The sequence below is a fragment of the Pseudomonas sp. AP42 genome, from assembly GCF_001728935.1.
Taxonomy (GTDB): Bacteria; Pseudomonadota; Gammaproteobacteria; order Pseudomonadales; family Pseudomonadaceae; genus Aquipseudomonas; species Aquipseudomonas lactis.
In genome coordinates this window covers 1-15,408 of the sequence record NZ_LYSO01000046.1, presented here as the reverse complement: position 1 = coordinate 15,408, position 15,408 = coordinate 1, and the positions used below count along the sequence as shown (strand labels likewise).

General features: G+C 61.1%; 8 protein-coding genes. 4 read left to right on the top strand and 4 right to left on the bottom strand.

From position 1 onward, the window contains the following. Positions 1-362: 362 nt before the first annotated feature. Both A7K61_RS17340 and msrA read left to right on the top strand, forming a co-directional pair. Entirely contained in the window at positions 363-3,056 is a 2,694-nt protein-coding gene (locus tag A7K61_RS17340) for a bifunctional diguanylate cyclase/phosphodiesterase (protein ID WP_069558015.1), read from the top strand. A 72-nt stretch (positions 3,057-3,128) separates the two neighbouring features. Then, on the top strand, positions 3,129-3,776 hold the full coding sequence (gene msrA, locus A7K61_RS17335; RefSeq protein WP_034134734.1) for a peptide-methionine (S)-S-oxide reductase MsrA: 648 nt from the start codon (positions 3,129-3,131) through the stop codon (positions 3,774-3,776). A gap of 134 nt (positions 3,777-3,910) precedes the next feature. Here msrA and A7K61_RS17330 read toward each other — a convergent pair whose 3' ends face one another. From A7K61_RS17330 to tssI, 3 genes are all read right to left on the bottom strand, one after another. After that, a complete protein-coding gene (locus tag A7K61_RS17330; RefSeq protein WP_069558014.1) occupies positions 3,911-4,747 on the bottom strand; it encodes a 23S rRNA (adenine(2030)-N(6))-methyltransferase RlmJ in 837 nt (278 codons plus the stop codon). Positions 4,748-4,844: 97 nt separating this feature from the next. Next, positions 4,845-5,570, bottom strand: a complete 726-nt coding sequence (locus tag A7K61_RS17325) for a DUF4123 domain-containing protein (protein ID WP_069558013.1) — start codon at positions 5,568-5,570, stop codon at positions 4,845-4,847. After that, complete coding sequence (gene tssI / locus A7K61_RS17320; protein ID WP_069558012.1) at positions 5,570-7,591, bottom strand: type VI secretion system tip protein TssI/VgrG; 2,022 nt, start codon at positions 7,589-7,591, stop codon at positions 5,570-5,572. Before tssI ends, A7K61_RS17325 begins: the two co-directional genes overlap by 1 nt. A gap of 351 nt (positions 7,592-7,942) precedes the next feature. Here tssI and A7K61_RS17315 point away from each other — a divergent pair, with 351 nt between their 5' ends. Then, positions 7,943-8,890, top strand: a complete 948-nt coding sequence (locus A7K61_RS17315; RefSeq protein ID WP_069558022.1) for a hypothetical protein — start codon at positions 7,943-7,945, stop codon at positions 8,888-8,890. Between the two features lie 441 nt (positions 8,891-9,331). Here the strand turns inward: A7K61_RS17315 and putP are convergent, their stop codons facing one another. After that, entirely contained in the window at positions 9,332-10,816 is a 1,485-nt protein-coding gene (gene putP, locus A7K61_RS17305; protein ID WP_014716616.1) for a sodium/proline symporter PutP, read from the bottom strand. Positions 10,817-11,278: 462 nt separating this feature from the next. On the opposite strand from putP, the gene putA reads away from it, so the two are divergent. Continuing rightward, positions 11,279-15,232, top strand: coding sequence for a trifunctional transcriptional regulator/proline dehydrogenase/L-glutamate gamma-semialdehyde dehydrogenase (gene putA, locus A7K61_RS17300; RefSeq protein WP_069558011.1), 3,954 nt, complete (start codon positions 11,279-11,281; stop codon positions 15,230-15,232). Positions 15,233-15,408: the final 176 nt, after the last annotated feature.

The window sequence follows — 15,408 nt, the reverse complement described above, 5'->3', positions numbered from 1 at the left end:
TTGCCACACCGATTTCCGAGCGCCACGCTCGTACCTCAACCCCGCCACTTGGCGGGGCTTTTTTTGCCTGTGTTTTTGTAGGAGCGAGCTTGCTCGCGAAGATCGTCAACGATGACGCGGGTCTTCTGGATAAACGCGGTGCCCTGGCGTTTTTCGCGAGCAAGCTCGCTCCTATAGAGGACAGGCGTGAACCATCGATCACCCCAATTACAGAAAACCCTCGCGCGGCCGATAACAGGCTTATAGCACTTAGCCTTCATCCTCTCTTGTCACTGCGTGCTGCATGATGCAACCTTGCCGCAGTCGACAGTCAAGAGGGCGTGAGCCCAGCGCAGTGCGCATTTTCCCAAGCGAGTTTCCCCATGAAAAGCCAACCCGATGTCGCCCGTATGGCGGCCGAGGTAGTGACGCAATTACCGGTGCCTTCGCGCCTCGGTATGCTGCGTTTCGAGCGGCTTAATGAGGCAAGCTGGGCCCTGCTCTACCTCGACCCCAATTGCGAGCGCCAGTTCGGCCTGCCAGCGGTTGAACTCTGCGCCTTGATCGGCACGCCCTACGCCAGCCTGATGGAACCCCAGGCGCGCTACCAGTTGCACGATGCGATCCAGCAGCAACTGGCCCACAGCCCCCATTATCTGGTGCGCTACACCCTGCACACCCATGACGGCCCGCTGAGCGTTTTGGAGATGGGCGAAGCCTACAAACAACACAACCGCCACCTGGTGCGCGGCTACCTGATGGTGGTTGAGGGGCTGTTCAGCGAGACCAGCACGCCCGCCCCGACCGTCGACCTGGAAAACCAGAACAGCCGCCTGCAAATCGCCCTGGAGCTCAACCAGCGAGCGCAGCAGGAACAGTTGCAGCACCTGGAGCGAGTACGTGCCCAGCAGGAGTTGATCCTGCTGCTGGCGCGCCAGCGCTACACCACGCCCAACTCCCTGCAAGAAGCCGCTGAGCTGATCACTCGCAGCGCGTGCGACATCTACCAGATCGACTGCGCCAGCATCTGGAACCTCGAAGGCCATCACCTGGTACCCATCTCGGCCTATCACCGCGCCGATCAACAACACCACCTGCCCGAAGCCATCGACGCCAGTGGCTTCCCGGATTACCTGGAAGCCCTGCATTCGAGTCGCGCCATCGATGCCACCCACGCCCTGCGCGACCCACGTACCCGGGAAATGGCCGAAAGCCTTCGCGCCAAGGACGTCCACGCGATGCTCGACGCCAGCATCCGTGTCGACGGCCAGGTCGTCGGCGTGCTGTGCCTGGAACAAGGCGGCAGCCCGCGCGCCTGGCAGTCCGATGAGATCGCGTTCGCCGGCGAGCTGGCAGACCAGTTCGCCCAGGTCATCAACAACCACAACCGCCGCACCGCCACCAGCGCCCTGCACCTGTTCCAGCGCGCCGTGGAACAAAGCGCCAACGCGTTTTTGCTGGTCAATTGCGATGGTGTGGTGGAGTACGTCAACCCTAGCTTCACCGCGATTACCCAGTACAGCGCCGAAGAAGTCCACGGCCATCGCCTGGCCCAACTGCCGGCCCTGGAAAACCTCAGCGAATTGCTGTTCGACGCGCCCTCGGCCCTGGCCAAAAGCAACAGCTGGCAAGGTGAGTTCAAGAGCCGCCGCAAGAACCTGGAGCCCTACTGGGGCCAGCTGTCGATTTCCAAGGTGTATGGCGACAACCGCGAGTTGACCCACTACATCGGCATCTACGAAGACATCACCCAGACCAAGCTGGCGCAGCAGCGCATCGAACGCCTGGCCTACACCGACAACCTGACCAACCTGGGCAATCGCCCGGCGTTCATTCGCAACCTCGACGAGCGCTTTGCCCGCGACAGCGATAGCCCGATCAGCCTGCTGCTGGTGGACATCGACAACTTCAAGCGCATCAACGACAGCCTCGGCCACCAGACTGGCGACAAGTTGCTGATCAGCCTGGCGCGCCGCCTGCGCAACAGCTTGAGCAGCGGCGGCAGCCTGGCGCGCTTTGCCAGTAACGAATTCGCGGTGCTGTTGGACGACGCCGACCTTGAGACCGGCCAGCAGGTGGCCAGCCAGTTGCTGGCCACCCTCGACAAGCCGATGTTCGTCGACAACCAGCTGATCAGCGTCACCGGCTCCGTGGGCCTGGCCTGCGCGCCGCTGCATGGCCGCGACCCGCAGACCCTGATGCGCAACGCCGGCCTGGCCCTGCACAAGGCCAAGGCCAATGGTAAGCACCAGGTGCAAGTGTTCACCGAAGCGTTGAATGCCGAGGCCAGCTACAAGCTGTTCGTGGAAAACAACCTGCGCCGTGCCCTGACCCAGAACGAGCTGGACGTGTTCTACCAGCCCAAGCTGTGCCTGCGCAGCGGTCGCCTGCTGGGCATGGAAGCGCTGTTGCGCTGGAACCACCCGGAAAAAGGCATGATCCGCCCCGACCAGTTCATCAGCGTGGCTGAAGAGACCGGGCTGATCATCCCCATCGGCAAATGGATCGCGCGCCAGGCTTGCCGCATGAGCCGGCAATTGACGGCCGCAGGCCTGGGCAACTTGCAGGTGGCCATCAACCTGTCGCCCAAGCAATTCTCCGACCCGGATCTGGTGGCCTCGATTGCCACCATCCTCAAGGAGGAAGAGCTGCCGGCCAACCTGCTGGAGCTGGAGCTGACCGAAGGCCTGCTGCTGGAAGCCACCGAAGATACGCGCCTGCAACTGGACCAGCTCAAGAGCTTCGGCCTGACCCTGGCGATGGACGACTTCGGCACCGGTTACTCGTCGCTGAGCTACTTGAAAAAATTCCCCATCGACATCATTAAGATTGATCGCAGCTTTATCCACGAAATCCCGGACAACCAGGACGACATGGAAATCACCTCGGCGGTGATCGCCATGGCCCACAACCTCAAGCTCAAGGTGGTGGCCGAAGGCATCGAGACCGCTGAGCAACTGGCGTTCCTGCGCCGGCACCGTTGCGACGTGGGCCAGGGCTATCTGTTCGACCGCCCGATCCCGGGTGCCGAGCTGATGCAGAGGCTTAAACGCTACCCACGCGGGCCAATCGCCTGACAGCGCTGTAACACTCGGGCACACTGGCTGTCTGACAATTTACTGTTACTCAACCTGACGAGAGGACTGATCATGGTCTTGCGCTCGGAAATTCTGGTGAACAAAAACGTGCTGCCTACTCAAGAACAAGCTCTGCCTGGTCGTGAAACCCCGATGAAGTTGCCGGAAACGCACTTCGTCAACGGCAACCCACTGCTGGGCCCGTTCCTGGATGACGTCGGCTTTGCGATCTTCGGCCTGGGCTGCTTCTGGGGCGCGGAACGCAAGTTCTGGCAGCGCGATGGCGTGGTCAGCACCGTGGTCGGCTACGCCGGCGGCTTTACGCCCAACCCGACTTATGAAGAAGTCTGCTCGGGCCTGACCGGCCACAGCGAAGTGGTGCTGGTGGTGTATGACCAGGCCAAGGTGAAATACGAAGACCTGCTGAAAATGTTCTGGGAACTGCACAACCCGACCCAGGGCATGCGCCAGGGCAATGACATCGGCAGCCAGTACCGCTCGGTGATCTACGCCACCACGCCTGAGCAACTGGCAGCGGCCAAAGCCAGTGCCCAGGCTTATCAGCAAGAGCTGAGCAAGGCCGGCCTGGGTGAGATCACCACGGAAATCGAAGAGGCCCCGACCGTGTACTTCGCCGAGGCGTATCACCAGCAGTACCTGGCGAAGAATCCCCAGGGTTACTGCGGGATCGGCGGCACTGGCGTGACCTGCCCGATCTAAGGTCAACATAAAACCAAATGTGGGAGGGGGCTTGCCCCCGATAGCGGAGTGTCAGTTACGGATGTAATGGCTGATACTCAGCAATCGGGGGCAAGCCCCCTCCCACATTGGTTTGTGTTTGGCCGCAAAGGCGGTTATTCGGCGATGAGCCAATCCATCTGCCAGCCACCCTGGGTCTGGCCCAGTTGCTTGGACAACCACGGCAGCAACTCACGCAGTTCCTCTTCCAAGCCCCACGGCGGGTTGGCAATCGCCAGGCCCGAGCCAGTGAGGGTATTGGGCGTGTCCAGCGGATGCACCAGCAACTCCACACGCAGCAGCTTCGGCGCACCGGTACCGGCCAGGTCCTGGTAGAAACGGCGCAACATGCGTTGGTCTTTCACCGGGTACCAGATCGCCGCGACCGTCTGGCGCATACGGCTGACGGCTTCCTTGAGGGACGCCGCGCAACGCTGCATTTCGTCGAGCTTTTCAAACGGCGGGTCGATCAACATCAGCGCGCGCTTTTCCGGCACCGGCAGCAAGGCCCGTGGCACGTGCCAGCCTTCGCCCAGGTGCACTTTGACGCGGCGATCACCCTTCATGTTGTCCTTGAGCAGCACGCCATCTTCCGGGTGCTTCTCATTGAGCAGCACACGGTCCTGGGGCCGCGTGAGGCGGCGCGCCAGTTCCGGTGAGCCGGGGTAGTAGCGCAACTGGCCATCCGGGTTCATCTCGTGCAGCACGCGCATATAGTCGGCGGTGAGCGGCGGCAGGTCGCTTGCGCCCCACAGGCGGGCGATGCCTTCCAGGTACTCACCGGTGCGGTTGGCCTGGTTGCCCTGCAAGTCGTACAAGCCAATGCCTGCGTGAGTGTCGAGGTAGGCGAACGGCTGTTCCTTGCGCGACATCAGGGCGATGAGGCGGGTCAAGGTCAGGTGTTTGAAGACATCGGCATGGTTGCCGGCGTGAAAGGCGTGACGATAATTCATGGTTGCTCCTGCGCAGGGGGCGAAGTTTACCTTCTACCGACGCAAAGATGCAGGGCCGCACGGCAGGCGACATGGATGTCACGCTATCACCAGGGGCTCAACCGAGTTGCGAGGCAAGGTAATCAGCCAATGCGCCATGGCTGATTTGCGGCCTGCGTGTGAAGTAGGCGACCTTGTGCTGCAAGGTGGCTGGCGTAAACGCAGTGTAGAGGTCAGGACGCTGCTCCTGGAGCCATTGCAGCAGGTTGTCGACCAGCACCTGCGGTGACTGCTGGGCCATGTGCGTCAGCAAGCACGCCGGTACCTGCCACCAGGGGCTGGCTGGGGCCGCAGCGACTGACCTGGGCGCCACGGACAGCGGCTGGCCGTTGACCAGGTAGCGCTGGAACACCGGCAACACGCGCGCCGCCTCGTCGTCTAATGACTGCCACATCGGCAAAAGGTGCGCACCGTCCCAGAAACGCAAAAACACCGGCTGGTTTTCCGGCAGGTACACCTGGGTCAAGCCCTGCAAATGCGCGATCACTACCTCCAGCGGGCTTGATGAGACCGCCAGCCAGCCCCAATCCGTCGCTTGGGTGGTGGCTATCCACTCGAGAAAGGCACTGCCCGGCTTCACGACGCCAACGTAGGGCATGACCTCATCCCAGTCAGCGTAGGCCGTGCCCGCCCAGATCGGTCGCGGCATCTTTGCAGCGGCCCTGGCTTGCCAGGCGGCGAGCGGCTTGGCGTCGCTGGCATTGCCCAGCACGGCGTACAACTGTTCATCTGGCTGCAACGGGTATTGCGCCAGCCAGGCACTGGGCGTCAAGGGTGCAGGCATCAGGACGCACTCCGCACATGGGCGCCGATGTCACACTGGCCGTTCTTGCAGCGCTCGCATTCTTCGCAGAACAGCGCGCTGCGTTTCAGGCTGACCACTTGTGCGCGGCTTAACGGCGCGGGCACCACCGCCAATAAAGTCTCGTTCAATCCAGGCATCAACGGCGCCGGTGTCGGGGCAGGTGCGCTGCCGAGCTGAATCGGCACGCTGCTGAATATCCCGCCCGCCGATAACGTGATCGACTGCCCGCCCGCCTGGATCGTCACGCTGGCACCCGCATCAATGATGATGCTTTGCCCGGCGCCCAGCGCAATGGTCTGCCCGGCCCGCATGTGCTGCGAACCGCCGACCACCAGATGGTCATCCTGCTTGAGTTCCGTCAAACGGTTGCCGTGGGTGATGCGCTGCTCCTGGCCCTGCAACTCATGGCGCGACTCCCCGCCCACCTGCACGCGACGCTGGTTATCGACCTGTACCTGTTGGTCATGCAGCACATGCTGGGTCCAGTCGCGCTGGGCGCGCAGGTAGATCTCTTCGGCGCCCTTGCGGTCCTCGATACGCAGTTCGTTGTAGCCGCCACCGCCCGGGCTGCTCTGGCTACGCCAGAGACTGCGGGTCTTGTCCGCTGGCAGGTCGAGGGGCACAGGCGTGGCGGCGTTGGGCAGGCATCCCACCACCAGCGGCATGTCCATGTCGCCATTGACGAACCCCACCAGCACTTCCATGCCCACCCGGGGGATCAGCACCACACCATAACGGTCATGGGCCCAGCCACTGGCTACTCGCAGCCAGCAACTGGAGTGGTCGTTGTGCTCGCCGACACGATCCCAGGCCAGTTGCACCTTGACCCGGCCGTACTCGTCACAGTGGATCTCACTGTCAACCGGACCAGTGACCACCGCGCTTTGATACCCCGATACCGTCGGGCGCGGCGGCTCCGGCAAGGGCGGACGAAACACCGCATCCCATGGCGCGGCGACAAATGCGTTGCGATAGCCCTGGCGCAGTTCCCCTCCGTCCTCCTCGGTGACCGCCTCCTCCAGCACCTGGGGCTGCTTGCCTTCATGGCGCACCTGCGTCACCAGCCACAAGTCATTCCAGTCCTCGCGGGGGTGCTCACGTAGCTGCAAAAACCGGCCACTGGCCAACGCCGGCTCATCGCCCTGGCCGTGGGCGCTGCGATAGTCGCTGCGGTGCCGCTCCAGGCCACGCTGGGCTAGGCATCTGCCCTGGGCTCGGTCGGAAAAGTTGCCGGGGTAGTGCTGCGCCTCAAGCTTGGGCAATGACTCGTCGACGGCTGCGCCTTCTAGCTCGACATGGGGTTTGCGAAAGTCGTAATCGCGCAGGTTCAGCGCCGTGGTCCGGGTCGCCAATTGCAAGGTGAAGCGCTTGATCGCGGGGGTATCGGCCACCATTCCCGAACCTGGCCGGTAAGGCGTGGGCTGATCCATCTGGGCAAACACCGTCTGGTCATCGCCAAACACCAGCAGATGCCCTTCGGGGGAGTGCTGGAAGTGATAGTGAATCCCCAGCTCGGCACACAGGCGCTGAATGAACGCCAGGTCGCTCTCGCCGAACTGCACGCAATATTCACGCTCCGGGTAATCACCGCTCAACCGGAACTCAAAGCGGTCACTGTGAATCCCCTGCCCAGCCAACACCTGAGCAACAATCTGCGGCACCGTCTTATGCTGAAAAATGCGCTGGTGGCTGCTGTGTGCCAGGTACGCCAGATGTGGCGCAAGACTGAGCTGGTAACGCGTCAAGCGCCGGCCCGAGTCGCCCTGGGCAACCCGATACACCAGGCCATGAACGCCATGCCCCTGCTCATCGAAGCCCAAGTACACCTGGCGATGCAGCAAGCCCTCCAGGTCGATATCCGGCTGCTCGCAGACCAGCTCAAGTTCAAACCGGTAAGGCTGGCTGATGGCCTCGGTGCCGTTGAACGCGAACACCTTGAAGTCACTGGGCGACCCATCCAGGGCCAGGGTAAATGCAGGTTGGTTGGCAGGAGCGAACATCCGGTGTTTCACTGCAAAGGGTGGGCGGTCGATTCTGCACCAGCTCGTAGCCGGCCTGAACTCATGCCGGTTAAATCAGTAAGGTCCTACCACCGTCTTCATTTGATGGGGGGGGGGTAGCCACGTGCTGAAGCCCCATTGCGCTAAAAATGCACACGTCTGACAGAATATTACGGCAGCCCAGTAGCCTGTTTCCCAAACGTAAAAACACCCCCCCGAAACGCCCCTCCATAACCACGACACCCTCTCATCACCTGTTTAAATTGCGCAGCCATGTTCATTCAAAAGGAATGTTTTCATGGCAGGCAATCGCCACTCTTCGAGCCGATCACTATTGCTGGGGAATCTGTAATGTCCCAGCCCTATGCGTTTATCAATGACCAGCAACAAACCTCTGTGGAACTCAAGGCCAAATTACGCTTAGGAAAGCACGCCGAAGCCAAGTTCGACGCGCTCAACGCGCACATTCGCAATGTGGTGGTGGTACCGGGGCAACTCGTCATTATCGGCGACGACACTACCGCAGCCTGTACCCTGGAAGAGTCACGCTTGATGCGAGCCGCCTGGGATATTCGCCACAGCGTGATGGCCGAAGGCGGGGATGCCTTTGCAGTGCACAACTATGATTTGCTGCAAACGCTGCTGGGGTATACCTCACTGGGTATAGGCACGGCAGGTGATGCCTGGAGCAAGCATATGCAAGACATTGCAAAAACCCTGGAAGAAATTGATGCCCTGCATAAACAGTCACTACGCCGGGGCGGTGGTGCCGCCAAAGAGGAGTTTCTCGCACGACGCCGAACACTGTTTGCAAGGCTGGACGCTCAACTGCGTGGTTTTGCGCGTTATGGCACGGGGCTGCGCAATGAAGGCTCGATCAAGAAAATGCTAGGCGTCTCGACCAGAAGCTATTTGCATACGGGGGAGATAAGCCGGTATCAAGAGACCATCGCACGGATTTCGAAGACGGCGAAGCTGCTTAAAAACGGGACGCCGTTGGGGATAGCATTGAGTACGACGGTGACGGCGCTGGAGATAAAAGAGGCGTGTTCGACCGGGAGAGAGGAGCAGTGCAGGAAAGCCAGATATGTAGAGCTGGGAAAACTGAGCGCAGGAGTTAGTGGAGGCTTAGCGGGTGGTTTTGGCGGGACAGCACTGTGTATTTTTTTATTAGCTCCTAGTACTGGCCCAGGGGCTCTAGCCTGTATGTTAGTTGCCGGGGGCCTCGGCGGGGCAGCAGGAGGGCATTTTGGCGGCACGGCTGGCGAAAAGGTAGGTGAGTTTTTGTATGAGTATTGAGGCGTTCATGAATTGGCCCCCAATCATATTGGTCGCCATTAGCTCAATATCTGCAGCAATCATCTCAAACATACTTATGTTCTTTTTGTGCTACCGAAAACTCGAGACCATGGAAGCGCTCCTGGACAAATGTCGCCTGGTCGCCGTCCACAGCAGTTATTTGAGAAATTCACCAAGGGAAAGGATAGCGAGGCTTTGCGCAGTATATTGCGTCATTGCGCTACCCCGATTTAATGCTTGGCGAGGCGTCGCTGACCTAGAGCAGGCGCGGGCCTTTCCACGTCAAACAAAGCTTCTGCTCCATCTAACGTTCTTTCTCTGCACGCTCGGCTTGTCAGGGATGGTCGCCATCTCCTTTATTGATCCAGTAAAGTAAAAAAGGCCCGCGATCATAATACGCGGGCCTTTTGTTCATCCTCTAAGCGCTGAGCGCCCAGCGAATTACTTGTTCAAGTTGTAATCTTTTTCCGCAGCATCAAAACGCTCGACCATACCCACCGTCGGTGCGCCCATCTTGCTCACGAAGTAGATCGCCAGGCTGGCGAAGATGAAGCCTGGGATGATTTCGTACAGGCCCAGCAATTCGAAGTGTTTCCACACGATTACGGTGATCGCGCCGACCAGGATGCCGGCCAGTGCGCCGTTGCGGGTCATGTGTTTCCAGATTACCGAGATCAGTACCACAGGGCCGAAGGCTGCACCGAAACCGGCCCAGGCGTAGCTGACCAGGCCCAGTACGCGGTTTTCCGGGTTGGCGGCCATGGCGATGGCGATCAAGGCCACGACCAGAACCATCAGGCGACCGACCCATACCAGTTCACGCTGGGACGCGCCCTTGCGCAGGAACGCCTTGTAGAAGTCTTCGGTCAGGGCGCTGGAGCACACCAGCAATTGGCAGCTCAGGGTGCTCATCACCGCCGCCAGAATGGCTGACAGCAACACACCGGCAACCCATGGGTTGAACAGGATCTTGGCCAGTTCGATAAACACACGCTCTGGGTTTTCAGTCACCGGGCCTGCCACTTCCGGGTGCGCCGAGAAGTAAGCGATACCGAAGAAACCCACTGCCACGGTGCCGCCCAGGCACAGGATCATCCAGGTCATGGAAATACGACGCGCCTTGGCGATCGACTTCACCGAGTCCGCCGCCATGAAACGCGCGAGGATGTGCGGTTGGCCGAAGTAGCCCAGGCCCCAGCCCATCAGCGAAATAACCCCGATGAAGGTGGTGTTTTTCAGCATGTCGAAGCTGGTCGGGTCCTTGGCTTCAATGGCCAGGAAGGTGGTGTCTACACCGCCGGTGGCCAGCAGCACGATGATCGGCGTGAGGATCAGCGCGAAGATCATCAACGTGGCTTGTACGGTATCGGTCCAGCTGACTGCCAGGAAACCACCGATGAAGGTGTAGGCAATGGTCGCTGCAGCACCGGCCCACAGCGCGGTCTCGTAGGACATGCCGAAGGTGCTTTCGAACAGGCGGGCGCCGGCGACGATGCCGGAGGCGCAGTAGATGGTGAAGAACACCAGGATCACCACGGCGGAGATGATCCGCAGCAGGCCGCTTTTATCTTCGAAGCGGCTGGAGAAGTAATCCGGCAGGGTCAGGGCGTCGCCGTTGTGTTCGGTCTGCACGCGCAGGCGGCCGGCCACGAACAACCAGTTGAGGTAAGCACCGACGATCAGGCCGATGGCAATCCAGCTTTCCGACAGACCGGACATGTAGATCGCGCCCGGCAAGCCCATCAACAGCCAGCCGCTCATGTCGGAAGCACCGGCGGACAGAGCTGTCACCACGCTACCGAGGCTGCGACCGCCCAGGATGTAATCGGAAAGGTTGTTGGTGGAGCGATAGGCCATCAGGCCGATCAGCACCATTGCTGCGATGTAGATCACGAACGTGATCAGGGTTGGATTACTAACGCTCATAGGAGTGACGCCCTGGCTTTGTTTTTATGTAGCGACGGTCATGGGGACGGCCACCCGTGGATAACCGGATAGACGAACCTGCATGCCGCGCATTTATGACTGGCGTTTCCCCAGGAAAGCCGCCAGCCGATGAACCCACCCACAGGGTTGGTTGCACCTTGGTGCGCGAATGCTATTCAACAAAGCAAATAAGGTGCAACCAGTTTCTGCCGATTAAGTTGCACCCAAGTATGTTTTAGGACAAACGCGCTTTTTTTTGCTCCTTTTCGGAGCAAGAACAGCCGATCTCAGAAGCAAATGCACCAGCGCGGAGCGGATTCGGTCGTGTGTTTATTTTTTTCCGATCAAGCGTCGAACATTTAACCAACAAAAGGGTTGCACCCGGTTGCACCTCGGGATGGGCAAAGCTAATCTTGCCGCCAGCAGATGCCACTCGGTAGTGGCACCCATGAGGATAAAAAAATGGCAACGACCACCCTTGGGGTCAAACTCGACGACCCGACCCGCGAACGCCTTAAGGCCGCCGCGACCTCCATTGATCGCACGCCGCACTGGCTGATCAAGCAGGCGATTTTCAATTACCTGGAGAAACTCGAGGGTGGTGCAACCCTGTCCGAGCTCAATGGCTTGAGCAGCAAGGAGGCCGATGATGCCGGCGAGGTCCAGGCCGACCACGCCCACCAGTGCTTCCTTGAGTTCGCCGAGAGCATCCTGCCGCAATCGGTATTGCGTGCCGCGATCACCGCCGCTTACCGCCGCCCCGAGCCGGAAGTGGTGCCGATGCTGATCGAACAGGCGCGCCTGCCAGCCCCGATGGCCGAAGCCACCAACAAGCTGGCCGCGAGCATTGCCGAAAAACTGCGCAATCAGAAGAGTGCCGGCGGCCGTGCCGGTATTGTTCAGGGCCTGCTGCAAGAATTCTCCCTGTCGTCCCAGGAAGGCGTGGCGCTGATGTGCCTGGCCGAAGCGCTGTTGCGCATCCCGGACAAAGGCACCCGCGATGCACTGATCCGCGACAAGATCAGCACCGGCAACTGGCAGCCGCATTTGGGCAACAGCCCATCGCTGTTCGTCAACGCCGCCACCTGGGGCCTGCTGCTGACCGGCAAGCTGGTGTCGACCCACAACGAAGCAGGCCTGACCTCGTCCCTGAGCCGCATCATCGGCAAGAGCGGCGAGCCGATGATCCGCAAGGGCGTCGACATGGCCATGCGCCTGATGGGCGAGCAGTTCGTGACCGGCGAAACCATCGCCGAAGCTCTGGCCAATGCGAGCAAATTCGAAGCCAAGGGCTTCCGCTATTCCTACGACATGCTCGGTGAAGCCGCACTCACCGAACACGATGCCCAGAAGTACCTGGCGTCGTACGAACAAGCCATTCACTCCATCGGCAAAGCCTCCCATGGCCGCGGGATCTATGAAGGCCCGGGCATCTCCATCAAGCTCTCCGCCCTGCACCCGCGCTACAGCCGTGCGCAGTACGAGCGCGTGATGGACGAGCTGTACCCGCGCCTGCTGTCGCTGACCTTGCTGGCCAAGCAGTACGACATCGGCCTGAACATCGACGCCGAAGAAGCCGACCGCCTGGAGCTGTCCCTGGACCTGCTCGAGCGCCTGTGCTTCGAGCCGCAGCTGACCGGCTGGAACGGTATCGGCTTTGTGATCCAGGCGTACCAGAAGCGTTGCCCGTATGTAATTGACTACGTCATCGACCTGGCCCGCCGCAGCCGCCACCGCCTGATGATCCGCCTGGTAAAAGGCGCGTACTGGGACAGCGAAATCAAGCGCGCCCAGGTCGAAGGCCTGGAAGGCTACCCGGTCTACACCCGCAAGGTGTACACCGACGTTTCCTACATTGCCTGCGCACGCAAACTGCTGTCGGTGCCGGAAGTCATCTACCCGCAGTTCGCCACGCACAACGCCCACACCTTGTCGGCTATCTACCACATCGCCGGTCAGAATTATTACCCCGGCCAGTACGAGTTTCAGTGCCTGCACGGCATGGGTGAACCGCTGTACGAACAGGTTGTAGGCAAGGTTTCCGAAGGCAAGCTGAACCGTCCGTGCCGTGTGTACGCGCCGGTTGGCACCCACGAAACACTGTTGGCTTACCTGGTTCGTCGCCTGCTGGAAAACGGCGCCAACACCTCGTTCGTCAACCGTATCGCTGACCAGTCCATCTCGATCCAGGAATTGGTAGCCGACCCGGTGGCCAGCATCGAGCAAATGGCAACCCAGGAAGGCGGTTTCGGCCTGCCGCACCCGCGTATTCCGCTGCCGCGTGACCTGTATGGCAGCGACCGCGCCAACTCGGCCGGTATCGACCTGGCCAACGAACACCGGTTGGCGTCGCTGTCCTGCGCCCTGCTGGCCACCGCTCACAACAACTGGAAGGCCGCACCGATGCTCGGTTGCGCCGCCAGCAATGAAGCGGCCCAACCGGTGCTGAACCCGTCCGATCTGCGTGACGTGGTCGGCCAGGTACAGGAAGCCACCGTCGAAGACGTCGACAACGCCATCCAGTGCGCCATCAGCGCCGCGCCGATCTGGCAGGCCACCCCGCCCGCCGAACGTGCTGCCATCCTGGAGCGCGCCGCCGACCTGATGGAAGGCGAGATCCAGCCGCTGATGGGCTTACTGGCCCGTGAAGCCGGCAAGACCTTCGCCAACGCCATCGCCGAAGTGCGTGAAGCCGTGGACTTCCTGCGTTACTACGCGGTGCAGGCGCGCAACGACTTTACCAATGACGCCCACCGCCCATTGGGCCCGGTGGTGTGCATCAGCCCGTGGAACTTCCCGCTCGCCATCTTCAGCGGTCAGGTAGCTGCTGCACTGGCTGCCGGTAACCCGGTGCTGGCCAAGCCTGCCGAGCAGACGCCGCTGGTGGCTGCCCAGGCCGTACGCATCCTGCTTGAAGCTGGCATTCCGGAAGGCGTGCTGCAACTGCTGCCAGGCCAGGGCGAAAGCGTCGGTGCCCGCCTGGTGGGTGATGATCGCGTCAAAGGCGTGATGTTCACCGGCTCTACCGAAGTGGCGCGCCTGCTGCAACGCAATGTCGCCGGTCGCCTGGATGCCCAGGGTCGCCCGATTCCGTTGATCGCCGAAACCGGTGGCCAGAACGCGATGATCGTGGACTCCTCGGCGCTGACCGAACAAGTGGTGATCGACGTCGTGTCGTCGGCCTTCGACAGCGCCGGTCAACGTTGCTCGGCCCTGCGCGTACTGTGCCTGCAGGAAGATTCAGCAGACCGTGTGGTCGAAATGCTCAAGGGCGCCATGGCTGAATGCCGCCTGGGCAACCCGGAACGCCTGTCGGTGGACATCGGCCCGGTGATCGATGCCGAAGCCAAGGCTGGTATCGAGAAACACATCCAGGCCATGCGCGACAAAGGCCGCAACGTTTACCAAGTGGCGATTGCCGACGGTGAAGAGATCAAGCGCGGCACCTTCGTGATGCCGACCCTGATCGAGCTGGAAAGCTTCGACGAACTGCAACGCGAGATCTTCGGCCCGGTACTGCACGTGGTGCGCTACAAGCGCAAAGAGATCGACCAGCTCATCGGCCAGATCAACGCTTCCGGCTACGGCCTGACCCTGGGCGTGCACACGCGCATCGACGAGACCATCGCCAAGGTGATCGACAACGTCAATGCCGGTAACGTCTACGTCAACCGCAACATTGTGGGTGCCGTGGTCGGCGTGCAACCGTTCGGCGGCGAAGGCCTGTCGGGCACTGGCCCGAAAGCCGGTGGCCCGCTGTACCTGTACCGCTTGTTGTCGACCCGTCCTACCGATGCGATCGAGCAATCCTTCGTACGAGGTGACAAGTTGGCCGCGCCGGACGTGCGCCTGCGTGATGCCATGAGCCAATCGCTGACCACCCTGAAAACCTGGGCCGACGGCCATAAGTTCAGTGAATTGAGCGCCCTGTGCACGCAGTTCGCCGCCCAGTCGCAAAGCGGTATCACCCGCCAACTGGCCGGCCCGACCGGCGAGCGCAACAGCTACGCCATCCTGCCGCGCGAGCACGTGCTGTGCCTGGCCGACGTGGAAGGCGACCTGCTGACCCAACTGGCGGCGGTATTGGCCGTCGGCGGTTCGGCGGTATGGCCGGAAACCGAGCTGACCAAGGCCTTGTTCCCACGCCTGCCCAAAGAGATTCAGGCGAAGATCAAGCGCGTGGCCGACTGGACCAAGGACGACGTGGTGTTTGACGCCGTGCTGCATCACGGTGATTCCGACCAACTGCGTGCGGTGTGCCAGCAAGTGGCGCAGCGCGGTGGGGCGATTGTTGGGGTGCATGGTATGTCGCAAGGCGAAACGGCGATTGCGCTGGAGCGTCTGGTGATTGAGCGTGCGTTGAGCGTTAACACTGCTGCAGCGGGTGGTAACGCCAGCCTGATGACCATCGGCTAACTGACACAGTGCAGTAAAAGTGTGGGAGCTGGCTTGCCTGCGATAGCGGCCTGCCAGCCGAAGCCTATCTACCTGACACCCCAACGATCCAACTGTGGGAGCGGGCTTGCTCGCGAAGGCGGTCTGGCAATCAACGCAGTTGGATTGTGTACATATCCATTCCTGGGGTAACGGCC

What these genes read in the sequence shown, in the direction of transcription:
- A7K61_RS17340 (WP_069558015.1), top strand. Translation starts at nt 363, where the DNA reads ATGAAAAGCCAACCCGATGTCGCCCGTATGGCGGCCGAGGTAGTGACG.
- msrA (WP_034134734.1), top strand. Translation starts at nt 3,129, where the DNA reads ATGGTCTTGCGCTCGGAAATTCTGGTGAACAAAAACGTGCTGCCTACT.
- A7K61_RS17330 (WP_069558014.1), bottom strand. Translation starts at nt 4,747, where the DNA reads ATGAATTATCGTCACGCCTTTCACGCCGGCAACCATGCCGATGTCTTC.
- A7K61_RS17325 (WP_069558013.1), bottom strand. Translation starts at nt 5,570, where the DNA reads ATGCCTGCACCCTTGACGCCCAGTGCCTGGCTGGCGCAATACCCGTTG.
- tssI (WP_069558012.1), bottom strand. Translation starts at nt 7,591, where the DNA reads ATGTTCGCTCCTGCCAACCAACCTGCATTTACCCTGGCCCTGGATGGG.
- A7K61_RS17315 (WP_069558022.1), top strand. Translation starts at nt 7,943, where the DNA reads ATGTCCCAGCCCTATGCGTTTATCAATGACCAGCAACAAACCTCTGTG.
- putP (WP_014716616.1), bottom strand. Translation starts at nt 10,816, where the DNA reads ATGAGCGTTAGTAATCCAACCCTGATCACGTTCGTGATCTACATCGCA.
- putA (WP_069558011.1), top strand. Translation starts at nt 11,279, where the DNA reads ATGGCAACGACCACCCTTGGGGTCAAACTCGACGACCCGACCCGCGAA.